Source organism: Citrobacter braakii (assembly GCF_002075345.1).
GTDB classification, from domain to species: domain Bacteria; phylum Pseudomonadota; class Gammaproteobacteria; order Enterobacterales; family Enterobacteriaceae; genus Citrobacter; species Citrobacter braakii.
Genome location: NZ_NAEW01000002.1, coordinates 382,650 through 400,087, shown reverse-complemented (window position 1 = coordinate 400,087; position 17,438 = coordinate 382,650). Strand labels below are relative to the sequence as shown.

Sequence of the window (17,438 nt, the reverse complement as noted above, 5' to 3'; positions counted from 1 at the left end):
TTAAATCGCCTTGTTGGGATCGAACGCGTCGCGTACCGCTTCACCAATAAATATCAGTAGCGATAATAGCAGGGCAACGGAGATGAACGCGGTGATACCAAGCCACGGTGCCTGCAGGTTGTTTTTACCCTGTAACAGGAGTTCTCCCAGCGATGGCGAGCCAAGCGGTAAGCCGAAGCCAAGAAAATCCAGCGAGGTCAGAGTGGTGATCGAGGCGCATAATATAAACGGTAAAAAGGTCAGGGCGGCGACCATCGCATTGGGCAGCATATGGCGCAGAATAATACTGCGATCGCTCACGCCGAGCGCCTGGGCAGCACGAATGTAATCAAAGTTTCGGGTACGTAAAAATTCCGCGCGTACCACGCCAACCAGGCTCATCCAGCCAAACAGCACGGTAATGCCCAGTAGCCACCAGAAGTTTGGCTGGACCACGCTCGACAGCAGTATGATCAAAAACAGCGTTGGCATACCTGACCAAACCTCAATGAATCGTTGCCCCCACAGATCCACCTTGCCGCCATAATAGCCCTGGATTGCGCCAGCCATAATCCCCATCACGCTGGAGCACAGGGTTAGCATTAATCCAAACAGGACAGAAATACGAGTGCCGTAGAGGATCCGTGCCAGCACATCACCACCGTTGGCGTCCGTTCCCAGCCAGTTTTGTGCAGAAGGCGGGGAAGGGAAGGGCTTATCAGTGGCAAAGTTAATGCTGGTGGCTCCAAAGCGTATCGGCGCCCACAGGATCCAGCCCCGGTTTTCCAGGCGCTGCTGTAACCACGGATCCTGATAATCAGCCTGGGTCGCCAATGGTCCGCCGAAGTCGCTTTCACTGTAGTTTTTGAACAGGGGGAAATACCAGCTACTGTCGTAGCGCACCAGTAGCGGCTTATCATTGGCAATCAGTTCTGAACACAGGCTAAGGCCGAAGAGTAGTAGAAAAATCCACAGCGACCAATGGCCGCGACGGTTATGGCGAAAACGCGCCCAGCGGGCCTGATTGACGGGGCTTAATCGCGACATTAGCGTCCCTCAAAATCAATACGGGGATCGACCAGCGTATAGCTGATGTCGCTGAGGATATTCAGCAGCAGACCGATCAGGGTGAAGATATAGAGCGTGCCAAACATTACCGGGTAGTCACGTGATACGGTGGATTCATAACCCAGTAGTCCCAGACCGTTAAGTGAAAACATCACTTCAATCAGCAGCGAACCGGTAAAAAACATGCTGATAAACGTTGCCGGGAAGCCAGCGATTACCAGCAACATGGCATTGCGAAACACATGTTTCCACAGAATGTTTTTCTCGCTGACCCCTTTGGCGCGCGCGGTGACGACATACTGTTTGCGTACCTCATCCAGAAATGAGTTTTTGGTCAGCATGGTTAGCGCGGCAAAACCCCCAACCACCGTCGCCAGCACTGGCAGGGTAATATGCCAAAGGTAGTCGGTCACTTTCTGATACCAGGGCAGGGAATCAAAATTGGCGGAAACCAGTCCGCGAAGCGGGAACAGGTCGTAATAGCTGCCCCCGGCAAAAAAGACGATCAGTAAAATCGCAAACAAAAAGGCCGGTATGGCATAGCCAATAATAATGAATGCGCTGCTCCAGACATCAAATCGGCTGCCGTTGTGAACGGCTTTGCGGATCCCAAGCGGTATCGACACCAGATAGATAATGAGCGTACTCCATAGTCCCAGCGTGACGGAAACAGGCAGGCTGTCTTTGATAAGCGTCAGCACTGAGGCGCTACGAAACAGACTGTCGCCGAAATCGAAACGAATATAGTCCCAGAGCATTTTGAAATAACGCTCATGAATAGGCTTATCGAACCCGTAACGGCGAGTGATTTCGGCGATCACTTCCGGGTCAAGACCACGGCCACCTCGGTAATTACTGTCGCTGATATTGCCGACGCCGGTTTGCGCGTGGCTGGCGCGAATGCCTTCACTACCCGCGCCGGGTAATGCCCCGCTTTGCCCGAACTCAATGGCGGCGACGGCCTGCTCAACCGGACCACCGGGGGCAATCTGCACGATAAAAAAGTTGATGGTGATGATGGCCCAAAGCGTTGGGATCACCAGTAGCAGACGTCGAATCAGATAAGCGCCCATTTATTCTCCCTGCCGTCTGGCTGCTGGCAGTTTCGCCGCTTTGTTAACGTCGTACCACCAGTTGTCGAGACCAATGGTATAAATGGGGCGAATAGCTGGATGCGAAAACTTATCCCACCAGGCGATGCGATCCTCTGCCATAAACCACATCGGCAACATGTAGTAGTTCCAGGTTAATACCCTGTCCAGTGCCCGACCGAGTGGGATTAGTTTGGCTTTATCACCCTGCGCCGCGATGATTTGGTTGATCAGTTTATCAATCACCGGGCTTTGCACGCCCGGGGCGTTATAGCTGGAGTCAATATATTCAGAGGCCCAGAGAATTTGCAGGTCCGAACTTGGCCACGGCATTGCGCGATACAATCTCGGCATCATGTCATAGTCACGACTGCGCAGCCGGTTTGTGATTTGTGAGTTATCAACCTGGCGGATGTTCATTGTAATGCCTAAGCGCTGCAGGTTGTGCTGGAACGGCAGCACCCACTGACTGTTACTGCCCGCCGGGAGCAACAGTTCAAAGCTCAGGGGTTTACCGTTGGCGCTGTTTACGCGCTGTTGTCCCTTAAGTACCCATCCGGCCTGCTCCAGTAAGGCATCGGCTTTCAACAGGTTGTCACGATCGTAGCCATCGCCTTTTGATTTCGGCGGCTGATAAATTTGGCTGAAGACCTCAGGAGGGAGATCTTTTTTCAAGGGCGCAAGTATCACCAGTTCATCCGCATCGGGGTAATTTTTAGCGGCATACTCGGTATTCTGAAAATAGCTGTTGGTCCGACTCCAGGTGTTATAGAACAGAGCTTTATTCATCCATTCAAAATCAAATGCCAGGGTGATGGCTTCTCGCACCCGTCGGTCGCTGAACACTGGGCGCTGAATATTAAACGCCAGCCAACGCGTATCCTGGGCGGATTCGTTTTTTTGCTCATCTTTGATGATGTAATGATTCGCGAAATTTTTACCGGTATAACGTGTCGCCCAGTTTTTAGCATCGTTTTCAAGACGCAGGTCAAACGCTCCGGCCTTAAACGCTTCAAAGGCGACGTTGTCATCCAGATAGTAGTCGTAGCGGATGGTATCAAAGTTCCAGCGGCCACGGTTGACGGGCAGATTAGCGGCCCAATAATCGTTGACGCGCGAATAGACAATGTACTGACCCATCTTCCATTTCGTGATGCGATAAGGACCGCTGGCGAGCGGAGGCGATGATAAGGGCTCGCTGAGCTTATGATCTTTCCAGTACTTCTCTGGCATCACGGGTAATGAAAACAGGCTGAGCATGTCCTCTTTACCCGGTTTGGCTAATTCAATACGTACGGTTAATGGCGCGATCGCTTTTACCGTTGTTCCCTTGTAGACCAGGCGAAATTGCGGCACGCCTTCAGTCATAAATTTGTGGAAGGTGAATGCGACATCGCTGGCGGTAATGGGGGAGCCATCGTGAAAACGCGCTCGCGGATTAATGGCGATTTCTACCCAGGAATAGTCATCAGCATAGCGTGCGCTGTCGGCGATGAGCGGATAATAGCTGCCAGGTTCATCGTCAGAGGTAGTAAACAGCGTATCGTAAAGCGTTTCGGTACGTGCTCCGGGATTACCGCGCATCGCATAGCGGTTGAAGTTATCGAACGTGCCGATGGCGGAGAGGGTGATTTGCCCCCCTTTGGGGGCCGCAGGGTTGACGTAATCAAAGTGATTAAAGTTAAACGCGTACTTTGGTTCGCCCAGTACGGCAAAAGCATAGCTTTCTTTGATGGACTGCGCCTCGGCGCTAAACCCGATGAGGGCGATAAACAGCAGCAATACGCGAGGGATCATTAAAAGCGATTTCCTTTTCCTGCCACAACCCGACGGGCATCATGCCTGAAAGATAAGGGATGTGGCGGCGAGTGAGAGTATATGATTCGCATACTGCGATCACCACGTCGGCTTATTGGGCTGCGCCATCCAACGCACGAAATCAGCAAGTTTTAATGGTCGGCTAATCCAGTATCCCTGGAAAAAATGCACTCCACGATCGCGTAGCCAACGGGCTTGCTCAGGCGTTTCAACCCCTTCAGCAACCGTCAGCATATTAAGACGCTTAGAGAGTGTCAACACGGCGTCCAGAACCGGAGAGGTCAGGGTCTCTGTTCCAATGGCGTTAATAAAGCCGCGATCGATTTTCAGGTAGTCAACGGTAAAGCGTTCCAGATAAATCAGCGCGCTATGACCGGTGCCAAAATCATCAATGGCAATTTCAAAACCTGCGGAATGAAGCCATTCAAAAAGCTTTGTGGCCTCGTGTTGATTAAGCATATCCCGTTCGGTGATTTCCAGCACCATCTGGAAATGGTTTGCGGGAAGCGAGGCCTGCAGGTGATGAATGTCGTCTTTAAACGTCTCGCCGTGCAGATGCGTTGGCGCGATATTGATCCCCAATTTTGCTCCAGCGGGTAACACTTTTTGCAGCATCGGTGCGTCCTGGGCTATCAACTTAAAGAGATGCTGGGTCAGCGGGACAATCATTTTCTGGGATTCGGCGTAGTGAATAAAAGCATCCGGAGGGATCTCACCCGTTGTTGGATGATTCCAGCGTAATAACACCTCTACACCTTTCACCTCCAGTGTCTGCACCTCTACGACGGGCTGGTACACCACATAAAACTGGTTATGTTTGATAGCGTTGAGGATATCTTTGCCCGGACGTAAACGGATGGTGTAGATGTAGTACCAGAGAAGAAGCGCAGCAATAATCCCCGCCATGCATCCCAACATAATCGAATACCAGATGTCGGTATAGGTCCACTCATCGGCATATAAACGAATCTGTAGCGGAATACCTTCCACGGTCGCCTGCCGCCAGTGAGAGTGGGGCAGAGCGGAGGCATCAATAATCCGTGATGAAAATGTTGAAATCGCGTTATCACCGACGACTATGGCAATGCCGTTAAAATCATCCTGTCGGGCGGTGTAAAGCAGATAAGGGGCCAGATTAATATTCAGTGAGGTAAACACGCCGCTATCAGTGAACGATGGGTTCCGGTGCCAAATCATTATCGCCGGCTTGTTCGGCATCATGGGCGTACCGGGGAGTAATTCCACATCAATATTTCTGTTGATATCGAGGCTTGGGACCAGATCTAAAATCGGGGTGAACATTGCGCCCGTTGCGGAGGAGCAGAAAGCAATGCCGTTTTTGACCAGTAAAAATGCGCGAACGTTGAGGCTAAAGGCCGCGCTGGAGGTCAGTTGAGCAGCGACTTGTTGGCAACTGTTGGCGACCAGTGGCTGAAGGTCATCTGTGGTGGATTTGAGATCGGCGAAGTAGCTGCTGACATAATTCTGGATATCGGAAAGGAGCGTGTCGTACTTAATGTCTCGTTTATGCCAGGTCACGAAAAATTGCAGGGTACTCACCAGGAGCGCGACGATAAGCCCCGTTAACATACAGGAAAGCAGGATTTTCTGATTGGATGAAGAGGAGCGTTTAAACATAGTTCCTTATGTTTACCTGAGTTAACCGCTTATTCTGTATGAATATAACCTGAAATGACTCACCTTGTGAGATTTTTCTTAGTCACAAGACAAAGCAAAAAAAAAAGCACCGCCGAAGCAGTGCTTTTCAAAATGTCTCATCAGGATAGCCAAGGGATAGCTGCCAAACGAAATTAACTGCGGCTCAGGACCCGGCGAGCTTCGTTGTAACGTTTTTTCCAGTAAGGTTCGTTCATGCTGGAAATGATAACACCGCTGCTGGTCGAGGCATGTACGAACTGGTTGTTGCCGATATAAATACCGACGTGACGGCCTGTGGAGCCAGCACGGAACAGAACCAGATCGCCGGTGCGCAGGTTAGTGCGCGAAACGGATTTACCCGTTTCCTGTTGTTCGTAGGTTGAGCGAGGAAGCTCTAAACCAAATTGCTCGCGGAACGTACGTTGTACGAAGCTTGAACAATCAATGCCTTTTTTGGTGCTGCCGCCAAGGCGGTAACGCACGCCTTTCCAGTCAGCATACTGGTCCATAATACGTGATTTAACATCGATATTACGGACCATATTTTCAAATTCATCCTGAGAGGCTTGCAGTGAAGAGTTATCTCCATTGCCCACAGCATGCGTCTCAGAATGCATATTCCTGGCGGTGTTCGTTGTGCTACATGCAGAAAGCAGAACCGCAACTGCTATCGCGGGTATGCCCCGCAAGATATATCTCAAAATCGGTTGAGATTTGACCATTTTGTTTGTTTTCCCTTGAAGTCCTTAACGATAAATATCGTTATAAAAAATGCCAAACGTGACGAGACTAATTACCATCGCACGATGAGACAATTCTTTAAGGTCAAATCTGTGGCAGAACGCACAAATTTATTCCTGAAGAGAATAATTATCCCGCGAGGCAAAACGAGTTCGAGATTACCCGATCGGTCCGGTCATTGCGAGTGAATTTACGTGATTTCTTATAAGAAAAATTGATACAGAAAGTGAATAACCGGCATTGCCTAAATTAAGAACAATCGGGATAAAAAAGACGCAACCCAATCATTTTAAAGATGAATAAGATGACGAGAGAATGACAGCCAGAATGATGAAATATCGACAAGCATCATCAGGGAATCAGAGTTTTCCCTGATGATGTTAATTACTCTGCGTTATTTGTTTAAAAAATGTTTGTTTTTACCGGGCAGATAATTCGCAAACAGAGTGACTAATCGGTCGCTTAACGGTGTCATTAGCCACCAGGGAAGACCAATCAAGACGACAGTCATGGAACCGATCACGATATCGGTGAGCCAGTGAGCGCCAATCATTATGCGTGGAAAGGCAAAAACCACAGCGATAATAAGGCCGATTATTCCGGCGACTTTTCCGAAATAACGCAGCATAAATGCGGAAAAAATAAGCAGCATCATACCGTGATCGCCGGGGAAACTGTCTCTGGACGCATCTTTAGTCGGAATATGCAGCAGTTCGCTGACGCGATAAATATTATCCAGCATCAGAGTAGGGCTGGCGCGTTTAACGGGAATAAGCGCCTGGCCTAACTGATTTAATACCACTGCGGTGAGCAGCATAACCAGGCCAATAGCGACAATGCGTCGGCGACCTTCCGACGTTTCTTTCAGCCAAAAATGCAGCATCAAGGCGCCCATTGCCAGCAATGAGCACCCATCAAATGCCCGGTTATTGGTGATAGCAACAATCCACAAGAACAGCGGGCTTTCCACCAGTTTCTGGTTAAAGAAGCGGAAAACGCCCGTATCCAATGAAGACCAGATCCCATGTCCGGCAGGAAGATACCAGGACAGAAACAGCGCCAGTCCCGCAATATTGAGTAGGAGAATAAGAGGGTATCGGGTTTTCATCATCGTTTACCATTGCTATAAAAACGAAGGCAACCTTACGCGTTAGCGTCTAAACGAAGTCTCAACAATGCACTCTGTAGCGTATTCCAGTCGGTCTCAGTATCGGCGATGAGTTCAATACGGCTATCCGGTGGCGCGACGTTTTGCGTCTCAATATGCCAGTCGTCTCCCTGGCGGTTAATGCGCACCAGCCCTTCCTTTATACGCATGACACCTTTCACGCGCCCCACGGGGGCAAGACGAGACCATTCCAGCAGACCGATGGTATCGAACACCGTATCGGCGTCAAAAATCCAACCGCAGGCCTGATGGCCCTGGCCGCTGTTCAGGCTGCGCCGCCAGCGCTGCTGTGACGGCAGACTCAATGCCGCCAGTCCCTTTTTGTCTGCATGGCTATGGGCGTGCTCTGCGCTTGCAGGAAGCTCTGCCAGGTTTAGTCGGGGTAAATCCAGTAACTGCCCGTCAATTTGCCCATGGTCGGCATGAACCAACTGGCGATTGGCACCGTAGTGTTGCCACCAGGTTTGCAAGGCGTTTTCGCTTTCCGCTGTGGCGCGGTCGGCTTTATTGGCAACAATGATATCTGCGGCGGCCAGCTGATCGCGGAAATTGTCATTGGCGACGCTTTTTTCATCCAGTAACAGCCGGGGGTCAAGAATACAGAGGGTCGCGCGCAGATCGATCCACGGTTCGTAAACCGGTGCGGTGAGTAAATCCAGAATTTGTTTAGGGTGTCCGAGGCCAGTAGGTTCAATCAGCAATCGATCGGGTTTTCCCTGACGCAGCAGAGTATTGAGGCCAACCTGCATCGGTAGACCGTTAACGCAGCACATACAGCCGCCGGGGATCTCTTTTAGTAATGCGCCGCTGTCGGCTAACAGGGCGCCATCAATACCTACTTCACCAAATTCATTGACCAGCACGGCCCACTTCTCTGCGGGATCCTTGTTCGCCAATAGATGAAGAATAGAGGTGGTTTTGCCACTGCCGAGAAAACCAGTGATGAGATTGGTTTTAGTCACAATTACTCCAGAATCATAAATTACCGTAATGGCATTTAACAATCCTGGCGAAAAATGGGGAAAAAGAGAAGGGGGGAGGGGACGAAGACGTGCTTCGTCCTGTTTAATGGCAGAAATCGTTAATTTTTTAACGTTTCAATGACAGCCTGATGCGCACCGTATTGGGCAATACGTTGCCAGGCCTGTTGAATGGCCGCGACAAACTGCGGATTCTGTACGAGATCGGCGGCGAAAATCTCATGCAGAGAAAGCAGGGCGCTGACGCGTTCTGATTCAGTGCTCTGTGCCACCAGAGCGGCAATTTTCTCACTGAGCGGGTCACGAATATCAATCGTAGCGCCTGAATCATCCACACCGCTCACGTAGCGCATCCAGCCTGCGATGCCGAGCGCCAACAGCGGCCACTCGCTTTGACGTGCTAAATGCACGCGGATCCCTTCCAGCATTCGCTGGGGTAATTTCTGGCTACCATCCATCGCGATTTGCCAGGTTTTGTGTTTCAGAGCTGGATTGGCAAAGCGGTCCAGCAGGCTTAAGGCATACTGGTTTAAATCAACATCGGTAATTTGCAGCGTGGGGGCCTGTTCGGTGAGCATCAGCCGGTAAGTGGCTTCACGAAATGCGCTATCCTGCATACAGTCGCTGATGTGCTGGAATCCGGCCAGATAGCCGAGATAAGCGAGAAACGAATGGCTGCCGTTCAGCATCCGCAGTTTCATTTGTTCCCACGGCAAGACGTTTTCAACCATCTGGACACCCGCGGTTTCCCATTGCGGACGACCACAGACAAAGTTGTCTTCAATCACCCACTGAATAAACGGCTCGCAGCTGATTGCGCAAGGATCGGCAACGCCCAGCTCACGGGCGATTTCAGCCAGCGACTCTTCGGTGGCGGCGGGAACAATGCGATCCACCATAGTACCCGGGAAACTGACGTGCTCCTGGATCCAGTGCGCCAGCTCAGGAGAGCGTTTTTCCGCCATCCCCAGTATGGCATTTTTTACCACATGGCCATTGTCCGGGATGTTATCGCAGGAGAGGACGGTAAATGGCTGCAGTCCACGTTCACGTCGGCGGTGCAGCGCTTCAACGATAATACCGGGGGCGGAGTGCGGTTCAGCCGGTGTCTGCAGATCGTGAATAATACGCGCATTAGAGAGATCTAACGAACCCGTCGCCGGATCGATGCAGTAGCCTTTTTCCGTGATGGTTAACGAGACAATCGCGACCTGAGGCTCGCAGAATTTTTCAATAATGGCCGCCAGCGAATCCAGCGTGGCGTTCAGGCATTCGTTAACGGCACCGATAACAATAGGCTGGTTGCCGTTAGCCCCTTTTTCTAACACGGTAAATAAATGATCCTGTTCGCGAAGCTGACGCATCAGCCGATCGCCACTGAACAGGCTGATCTCGCAAATCCCCCAGTCTCCGCCCTGCGCGTTCAGCACCCTGTCGGTTAATAACGCTTGATGGGCGCGATGAAAAGCACCGAAACCAAAATGTACAATCCGCGTTTTTAATTTTTGGCGGTCGTACTGCGGCATCATGACATTTTCCGCCAGTGGCGCTGAGGCAATAGTTTTCATTAAATACACCTGATTAACCATTAATTAACAATGGCAGTATAAAGTTATATGACAGCAAATTGAATTGGTGTGCCTCATTTATCCGGGGAATGTGAGCTGGATCAATCAATGATAGGCCATCTGTTGAACATCTCCGGGATGGCTGTATGGTAGTCGTCATTCAGGTAGTTTAATTTGGTATAACAACTTGTGAGGTGAAACAATGGAACAAACCTGGCGTTGGTACGGACCTAACGATCCGGTATCGCTTGATGATGTGCGTCAGGCTGGCGCAACGGGTGTTGTGACCGCCTTGCACCACATTCCCAACGGTGAAGTGTGGCCGGTAGAAGAGATTCAACAGCGTCAGGCTATTCTGGCTGAAAAAGGGCTGACCTGGTCGGTGGTGGAAAGTATTCCTGTCCACGAAGATATCAAAACGCGTTCAGGCCAGTACCAAACGTGGATTGCCAATTATCAGCAGAGTATCCGTAATCTGGCGACCTGCGGCATCGATACCGTGTGCTATAACTTCATGCCGATCCTCGACTGGACACGTACCGATCTCGAATATCAGCTGCCGGACGGCTCCAAAGCGCTACGTTTTGACCAGATTGCTTTTGCGGCCTTCGAACTGCATATTCTTCAGCGCCCAGGCGCCGCAGCGGATTACACCGCAGAAGAACAACGCCAGGCGCTGAATTACTTCAATGCTATGAGCGATGCCGATATCGAAAAGCTGACCCGCAATATCATTGCCGGCCTGCCCGGTGCGGAAGAGGGCTATACGCTGGATCAGTTCCGTGCGCGCCTCGCTGAATATGACGGCATCAGCAAAGACGATCTGCGCGATAATATGGCGGTATTCCTGCGGGCGATTGTGCCTGTGGCGGAAGAAGTCGGCGTGCGTCTGGCTGTCCACCCTGACGATCCGCCGCGTCCGATCCTCGGCCTGCCGCGCATTGTTTCGACTATCGAAGATATGCAGTGGCTGAAAGAAACCGTCGACAGCATCAATAACGGTTTCACCATGTGCACCGGTTCCTACGGCGTGCGCGCCGATAACGATCTGGTGAAAATGATCGAAACCTTTGGCGATCGAATCCACTTCACGCATCTGCGCTCCACCTGCCGTGAAGATAACCCGAAAACCTTCCACGAAGGTGCGCACCTGCAAGGCGATGTGGATATGGTATCGGTGGTTGCTGCCATCCTGAGCGAAGAACAGCGCCGTAAAAAGGCGGGCGATTTGCGTCCTATCCCGATGCGTCCGGATCACGGACACCAGATGCTTGACGACCTGCACAAGAAAACCAACCCAGGCTACTCCGCGATTGGTCGCCTGAAAGGGCTGGCGGAAGTTCGCGGCGTTGAACTGGCGTTAAAACAAACGCAGTTCCGCGATCTGCTGTAAGGTTAACAACAGGGATTGTGCCGCAGGCGCGATCCCTGAAATTCATCAAGGCTGCGCTAGCGCCTGCTCCAGTACCGACAGCACCTTTTTGATCTGCTGTATCTGCAATCCGCCAAACCCGAAAAACATAACAGCATCGCTGTTCTCCCTACGCCATGCGGCTCCTGAGCCATTTTCAATATCTGGCAGAGTGTCAAAGCGGATCCCTGCCAGCAGGCAGCGCTGTTGCAGCCTGGCTATCATATCTGGGTGTCTGTCAACGCGTAACGAGAGGTGCAGACCCGCCGTTGCGCCAGCGATTTTCCCTGACGGAAACAGAACAGAAAGGCCATCGCGTAACAGATTGAGGCGCGCCGCATAGTTGCAGGCCAGCTTGCTGATGTGCGAGTAAAACACCTGATTTTGCATTAATTCGGCTAAAAATTGCTGCAATAACCACTGACTGCCATTGTTATTGAGTGCTTTCATATTCTTTACTGCCGGGAGCAGTTCATCAGGACAAATGAGATAGCCAAGACGCGTTCCCGGCCCCAGCGTTTTGGAAAATGTCCCCATGTAGATAACCCGGTTGTGATAATCCATAGCTTTCAGGGCAGGAAGGGGGTTCTCGCCATAGGTAAAAACAGCATCGTAGTCGTCTTCAAGGATATAAGCGCCGACGCGCTGCGCCCACGTCAATAATGACTGACGGCGCTCCAGCGAAAGGACGCTTCCCATTGGATACTGGTGAGCCGGAGTCACATAGCAAAGCTGGGTTTCATATTCGGGTAATTTATCTGTTTGCAGCCCGTGGTTATCTACAGCAATTGACGTAATGTCTGCACCGTAATAATTAAACAGATGCCATGCGCCAGAATAGCAAGGGGATTCGGCCACAACGTGGCACCTTTTTTGCTGACTGACGGCATGATGAACAATAAATATTTGACTGAGCAGCGACAATCCTTCCTGAATCCCATTGGTAATGATGATGTTCTCCGCCCGGGTATTAATGCCGCGAGATAAATTAAGGTACCTGGCTAGTTGCTCACGCAGTGAAAATAATCCATTTGATGAATGATATCGGGTAAACAATTGCTCTTTAAGTACGCTTGGCGCGTTATTCCATTTTCGCCAGCTTGCCCAGGGAAAAGCATTGGGATCGGGGACGCCCATCCGGCAGTAGCACTCCCGCCCAGGCTCTGCGTAAACATCGGTAGAGACCCCGGCCGCTTTTGGTGTTACTGGCGGAGAGCCCTGGGGTACGGACACATGCGCTGGGGTTACACGTACAGGCGTGGTGAATATCACCTCATAGCCAATGCCGTGTCGGCTCTTAATTAATCCAGCCGCCATCAGCTTATCATAGGCCATCACTACCGTTATTTTGGCAATGTTCAATGCCTGAGCCTGCTCGCGAATAGAGGGGAGTTTATCTCCACACAGCAAATCACCCCGCTGAATGGCCTGTAAATAAAATTGAAATATCTGCAACTGCAGCGGAGTCCGGCTTTCTCTATCGAGAGTCAGTTTGAGCATGATAAATTCCTTATTTATAGATGGTGATTATATTACGGACTTCTGCTCTTTACTATTTGACGAACCTCATAGAGTGGATGCTGTTCCTATAATCTGCCTTCGCTGTCTCTATTTTTGATTTTTATTATCCCTTAGCGTGTCGCTATTAAAAAAATGGAGGCAAGCATGTCGTGGATAAGAAAAAACGCACTATGGTGCGCATTCGCCGGGGCGGTAGCAATGGCCCTGGCTATTTGGGGAACGTGGCAAGGCGTTCATTACACCAGTTCTACCGAGTTTTGTTTATCGTGTCACTCGATGCGCACATCTGGCGAGGAGTATAAAACCAGCGTGCATTTTCGTAATGCTTCTGGTGTGCGTGCGGAGTGTAAGGATTGTCATATTCCGCCAGGCATCGTCCCAACGCTGGTTCGTAAAACGCAAGCCTTAAACGACCTCTACCACACCTTTATCTCTCCTTCGATCGATACCCCGGAAAAATTTGCCGCAAAGCGGGCGGAGTTGGCCCAGCGAGAATGGGCGCGCATGAGCGCGAATAATTCAGCGGCGTGTAAATCCTGCCATAGCTACGAGGCGATGGATCACGGCAAGCAATCGGCAAATGCAGCGGCGCAAATGACCGCGGCGGCGGCAAAAGACAGTAACTGTATCGATTGTCACAAAGGCATTGCCCATCACAAACCCGATATGAGCAGCGGTTTTCGCGATCGTTACAAGCAGCTGCAGCGTCAGGGAGAGCAGTTACCCACGGCGACGACGCTGTATTCGTTAGGCGAAAAATCACTGACTGCGACAGCAGAGAGCCCGGCAGGTAAAGCCATGCTGTACCCGGCAACGCAAGTGCGTGTGCTGAAAAGAGAAGGAAAAAACGTTCAGATAGAGCTGACCGGCTGGCGGGAAAGCAAAGGACGGGGACGGGTGATTACCCAGTATATGGGTAAACGCGTTTTTGCTGCCGTATTAGATGCCTCGCTGATGAGCAACGTGAAGGTTGAGCAAACACAGGTTGATCCGGAGTCACATCAGGAGTGGCAGCAGGTCAGCGTGATGGCCTGGAGTTCGGCGGAGGGTTTTACCGACAATATTGACCCCCTCTGGCAATACGCCGATCAGATGTTGCAATCCACCTGTAGCGCTTGCCACAGCACGCCGCCGCCGACCCGTTATTCCGCGAATGGCTGGATCGCCGGACTGAAATCCATGTCCACCTACTACCGGCTTAATCCGGTGGAAGACCGTACGTTGTTGAAATATCTCCAGACTCACGCCAGCGATATACCTCAACCTAACAATTCAAAAGGATAATTTATGGATATTCATGATTTTAATCCGTCACGTCGACGGTTTTTAAGTGGAATGCTGGCAGTCGGTGCCGTCAGCGCTTTAGGGCCAAATCCACTGATCTCAAAGGTCTGGGCAGCGGGTGAAAACCCGGAGCAATGGATCCAGTCTGGCTCGCACTTTGGCGCTTTTGAAGCCAAAGTCGTGAACGGTGAATGGGTTGATACCCGCCCCTTCAAACATGACAAATACCCCTGCGATATGCTGAATGCGGTGCGGGAGGTGGTCTACAACCCTTCGCGCGTGCGCTACCCGATGGTGCGGCTGGACTGGCTGCGCAAGCGTGAAAAGTCAGATCGCAACCAGCGCGGCGATAATCGCTTTGTCCGTGTGAGCTGGGATCAGGCGTTGGATCTGTTCTATGAAGAGCTGGAGCGGGTACAAAAGACCTACGGATCCTCTGGCGTCTTTACCGGGCTGGCGGACTGGCAAATTGTTGGCAAATATCATAAGGCCGGCGGCGCGATGGATCGGGGACTCAGCTTGCACGGTAGCTATGTAACGACCGTCGGCGACTACTCGGCAGCCGCAGCGCAGGTGATTTTGCCGCATGTGATTGGTTCGCTGGAAGTTTATGAGCAGCAAACGTCACTCCCCATGGTTATCGAAAATACCCAAACCATCGTGCTGTGGGGCTGCGATCCTATCAAGAATCTGCAGATCGAGTTCCTGGTTCCCGATCACGATGCGTTTGGCTATTGGCAGCAGATTAAAGAAGCGGTTGCGCAGGATAAGATGCGCGTTATCAGCGTTGATCCGGTGCGTAGCAAGTCGCAAAACTATCTTGGCTGTGAGCAACTGGCGCTGCGACCGCAAACGGATGTCGCGTTATTGCTGGCGCTGGCGCATACCCTGTACGAAGAAAAACTGTATGACGTGGCGTTCATTAACGATTATACCGTGGGCTTTGAACAGTTCTTGCCGTATCTGCTTGGGGAAAGCGACAAGCAGCCGAAAAATGCCGAATGGGCGGCGGAAATTTGCGGCCTGACGGCGGAGCAGATCCGCGACTTCGCCCGCCTGCTGGTCAAAGGCCGGACACAGTTTATGGGCGGCTGGTGCGTGCAGCGTATGCACCATGGCGAGCAGTATCCGTGGATGCTGGTGGTGCTGGCCAGCATGGTTGGCCAAATTGGCTTGCCGGGCGGCGGAGTAGGGTTTGGCTGGCACTATAACGGCGGCGGGACGGTCACTTCTGCCGGTCCCGTCCTGTCCGGCCTCGGAAGCATCAATAATCCCCCGGCCGCGAAATACAAAGCGGATTTCCGCGGCGCTTCAGAGCATATTCCTACCTCGCGAATGATCGATTGTCTGCTGGCGCCAGGCAAAAAGATCGCTTTCAACGGTGAAACATTAACTTTCCCTGATATCAAAATGGCGATTTTCAGCGCTGCCAATCCGTTCCATGCGCAGCAGGATCGTAACCGCATGATCGAAGCGTGGAAGAAGCTGGAAACCGTGGTCGTTCTGGATCATCAGTGGACAGCATCCTGTCGTTTTGCCGATATCGTCCTGCCTGTGACCACGCGCTATGAGCGTAATGACATTGAGCAGTTCGGTACACACTCGAATAAAGGGCTGATGGCGATACATCAGGTGGTTAAACCGCAGTTTGAAGCGCGACATGACTTTGATGTCTTTGCCGGTCTGTGCAAACGCTTTGGTCAGGAAGAGACATACCGCGAAAAGCGGGATGAAATGCAGTGGATAAAAGCCATTTATGATGAGGGCGCGAAAACGGGAGCGTCCCTTGGCGTGAGTATGCCGAACTTCGAGAGCTTCTGGCAGGGCGAAGGATACATTGAATATCCTGCCGGGAAGCCGTGGGTGCGTCATGGAGAATTTCGCGAACAGCCGGATATCAACCCGTTAGGAACACCCTCTGGTCTGATTGAAATTTACAGCAAAACCATCGCGGGCTTTGCCTACGATGACTGCCCGGGGCATCCGGTGTGGATGGAACCTTTTGAGCGTACCCATGGCAGCAAAACAGATAAATATCCGCTGCATCTGCAGTCCTGCCATCCGGATAAACGTCTGCACTCTCAGCTGTGCTCAAGCGAGGCGTTTCGCAACACCTATGCGGTGGCAGGAAGAGAGCCGCTGTACATGAGCCAGTCGGATGCCCGCGCACGTGGCCTGAAAGCCGGGGATATTGCGCGCGTGTTTAACGCCAGAGGCCAGGTACTGGCCGGGGTGGTGATCAGTCCGGATTACGCGCCTGGCGTCGTCCGGATTCACGAAGGCGCGTGGTATTCGCCGCAGGAAGGTGGGAAAGCGGGCACACTATGCACTTATGGCGATCCGAATGTGCTGAGTGCGGATATCGGTACATCACAACTGGCGCAGGGGCCTTCGGCGCATACGGTGCTGGTCGAGGTGGAGCGGTACCAGGAGAATGCCCCGCAGGTCACGGGCTTTGGCGGGCCGGAGGTTGTGAAAGAGGAGGGGGCAAGTGCAGCATAATCACATTCATCGACAGCGGGCGGCGGTGTACCAGTGGTTTTCGCAACTGCTGTTCCGCGAGCTGGACGAGGAGCAACTCATCCGTCTGGAAAGTGGGGAAAGCCGAAAGTGGCTGGCGTCGTTGACGGCTATCCCTGGGTTATCCGTTGATGTTAAAAACCTGGAACGTAGTCTCGTTCGGGCGCTGCGCCGGGAAAGCCGACAGCTGGAGCTGGCGGCGGACTATGCCTCGTTGTTTTTACTGGCACCTCCCGGCGGCGTTTCTCCCTATGCGGGGCATTATCCGCATACGACCGCGCCTGAAGAACGCAAGGAAATGAATGTGCTGTTAGTCGAGTATGGGCTGACACCGCAGGACAACGAGCCTGCCGACCATATTGCTGTACAGCTGGCACTGATGGCGAGAATGGTTACCAAAAAGGAGACGTTATCGGCGCAATATTACTTTTTGCATCATCACATTATGTGCTGGGCACCCCTGCTACGGGAAAGTTGTTTACACCGGGACGAAGAGGGGGTTTATCCTCAGGCGGTTAACGTCATAACGCATTTTATGCGTGAGGATGAGCTGTATCTGGAATCTCTGTTGGTGGATGATTTTTACCTCAGCAGCCAGGGCTGAAAAGAACAAAGGGACAGCAAATGCTG

13 protein-coding genes are annotated in these 17,438 nt (G+C 51.8%); 4 read left to right on the top strand and 9 right to left on the bottom strand.

The annotated features are described in order from the left end of the window. The 8 genes from BZK42_RS06370 to BZK42_RS06330 form a co-directional block, all read right to left on the bottom strand. The gene (locus tag BZK42_RS06370) at positions 1 to 1,026 is read right to left on the bottom strand and encodes an ABC transporter permease (protein ID WP_080858918.1); all 1,026 of its coding nucleotides are present in this window, start codon (positions 1,024 to 1,026) and stop codon (positions 1 to 3) included. After that, positions 1,026 to 2,120, bottom strand: a complete 1,095-nt coding sequence (locus BZK42_RS06365) for a microcin C ABC transporter permease YejB (protein ID WP_016153751.1) — start codon at positions 2,118 to 2,120, stop codon at positions 1,026 to 1,028. The genes BZK42_RS06370 and BZK42_RS06365 overlap by 1 nt, the downstream gene beginning before the upstream one ends. Continuing rightward, the gene (locus BZK42_RS06360; RefSeq protein ID WP_080858917.1) at positions 2,121 to 3,935 is read right to left on the bottom strand and encodes an extracellular solute-binding protein; all 1,815 of its coding nucleotides are present in this window, start codon (positions 3,933 to 3,935) and stop codon (positions 2,121 to 2,123) included. A 99-nt stretch (positions 3,936 to 4,034) separates the two neighbouring features. Beyond that, complete coding sequence (locus tag BZK42_RS06355; protein ID WP_080858916.1) at positions 4,035 to 5,594, bottom strand: cyclic di-GMP phosphodiesterase; 1,560 nt, start codon at positions 5,592 to 5,594, stop codon at positions 4,035 to 4,037. Between the two features lie 173 nt (positions 5,595 to 5,767). Beyond that, positions 5,768 to 6,337 (bottom strand): bifunctional murein DD-endopeptidase/murein LD-carboxypeptidase, encoded by a 570-nt coding sequence (mepS, locus tag BZK42_RS06350; RefSeq protein ID WP_003027474.1) that lies wholly within the window; start codon positions 6,335 to 6,337, stop codon positions 5,768 to 5,770. A gap of 413 nt (positions 6,338 to 6,750) precedes the next feature. Continuing rightward, complete coding sequence (locus tag BZK42_RS06340) at positions 6,751 to 7,464, bottom strand: phosphatase PAP2 family protein (protein ID WP_046275466.1); 714 nt, start codon at positions 7,462 to 7,464, stop codon at positions 6,751 to 6,753. Between the two features lie 35 nt (positions 7,465 to 7,499). Then, complete coding sequence (locus BZK42_RS06335) at positions 7,500 to 8,486, bottom strand: CobW family GTP-binding protein (RefSeq protein WP_080858915.1); 987 nt, start codon at positions 8,484 to 8,486, stop codon at positions 7,500 to 7,502. 119 nt (positions 8,487 to 8,605) lie between these two features. After that, positions 8,606 to 10,072, bottom strand: coding sequence for a mannitol dehydrogenase family protein (locus BZK42_RS06330; protein WP_080858914.1), 1,467 nt, complete (start codon positions 10,070 to 10,072; stop codon positions 8,606 to 8,608). Between the two features lie 202 nt (positions 10,073 to 10,274). Between BZK42_RS06330 and uxuA the strand changes: the two genes are divergently transcribed. Beyond that, on the top strand, positions 10,275 to 11,465 hold the full coding sequence (uxuA, locus tag BZK42_RS06325) for a mannonate dehydratase (protein ID WP_016156994.1): 1,191 nt from the start codon (positions 10,275 to 10,277) through the stop codon (positions 11,463 to 11,465). Between the two features lie 45 nt (positions 11,466 to 11,510). On the opposite strand, the gene pdxR is transcribed toward uxuA, so the two are convergent. After that, positions 11,511 to 12,983, bottom strand: coding sequence for a MocR-like pyridoxine biosynthesis transcription factor PdxR (gene pdxR, locus BZK42_RS06320; protein ID WP_080858913.1), 1,473 nt, complete (start codon positions 12,981 to 12,983; stop codon positions 11,511 to 11,513). A 165-nt stretch (positions 12,984 to 13,148) separates the two neighbouring features. Between pdxR and torC the strand changes: the two genes are divergently transcribed. Genes torC through torD form a run of 3 tightly spaced genes read left to right on the top strand, consistent with a single transcriptional unit; the run spans position 13,149 to position 17,412 of the window. After that, on the top strand, positions 13,149 to 14,288 hold the full coding sequence (gene torC, locus BZK42_RS06315; RefSeq protein WP_049042001.1) for a pentaheme c-type cytochrome TorC: 1,140 nt from the start codon (positions 13,149 to 13,151) through the stop codon (positions 14,286 to 14,288). Between the two features lie 3 nt (positions 14,289 to 14,291). Beyond that, positions 14,292 to 16,790, top strand: a complete 2,499-nt coding sequence (gene torA / locus BZK42_RS06310) for a trimethylamine-N-oxide reductase TorA (protein WP_080858912.1) — start codon at positions 14,292 to 14,294, stop codon at positions 16,788 to 16,790. Further along, positions 16,780 to 17,412, top strand: a complete 633-nt coding sequence (gene torD, locus BZK42_RS06305) for a molecular chaperone TorD (protein ID WP_047359182.1) — start codon at positions 16,780 to 16,782, stop codon at positions 17,410 to 17,412. The genes torA and torD overlap by 11 nt, the downstream gene beginning before the upstream one ends. The last annotated feature ends 26 nt before the right edge of the window (positions 17,413 to 17,438 follow it).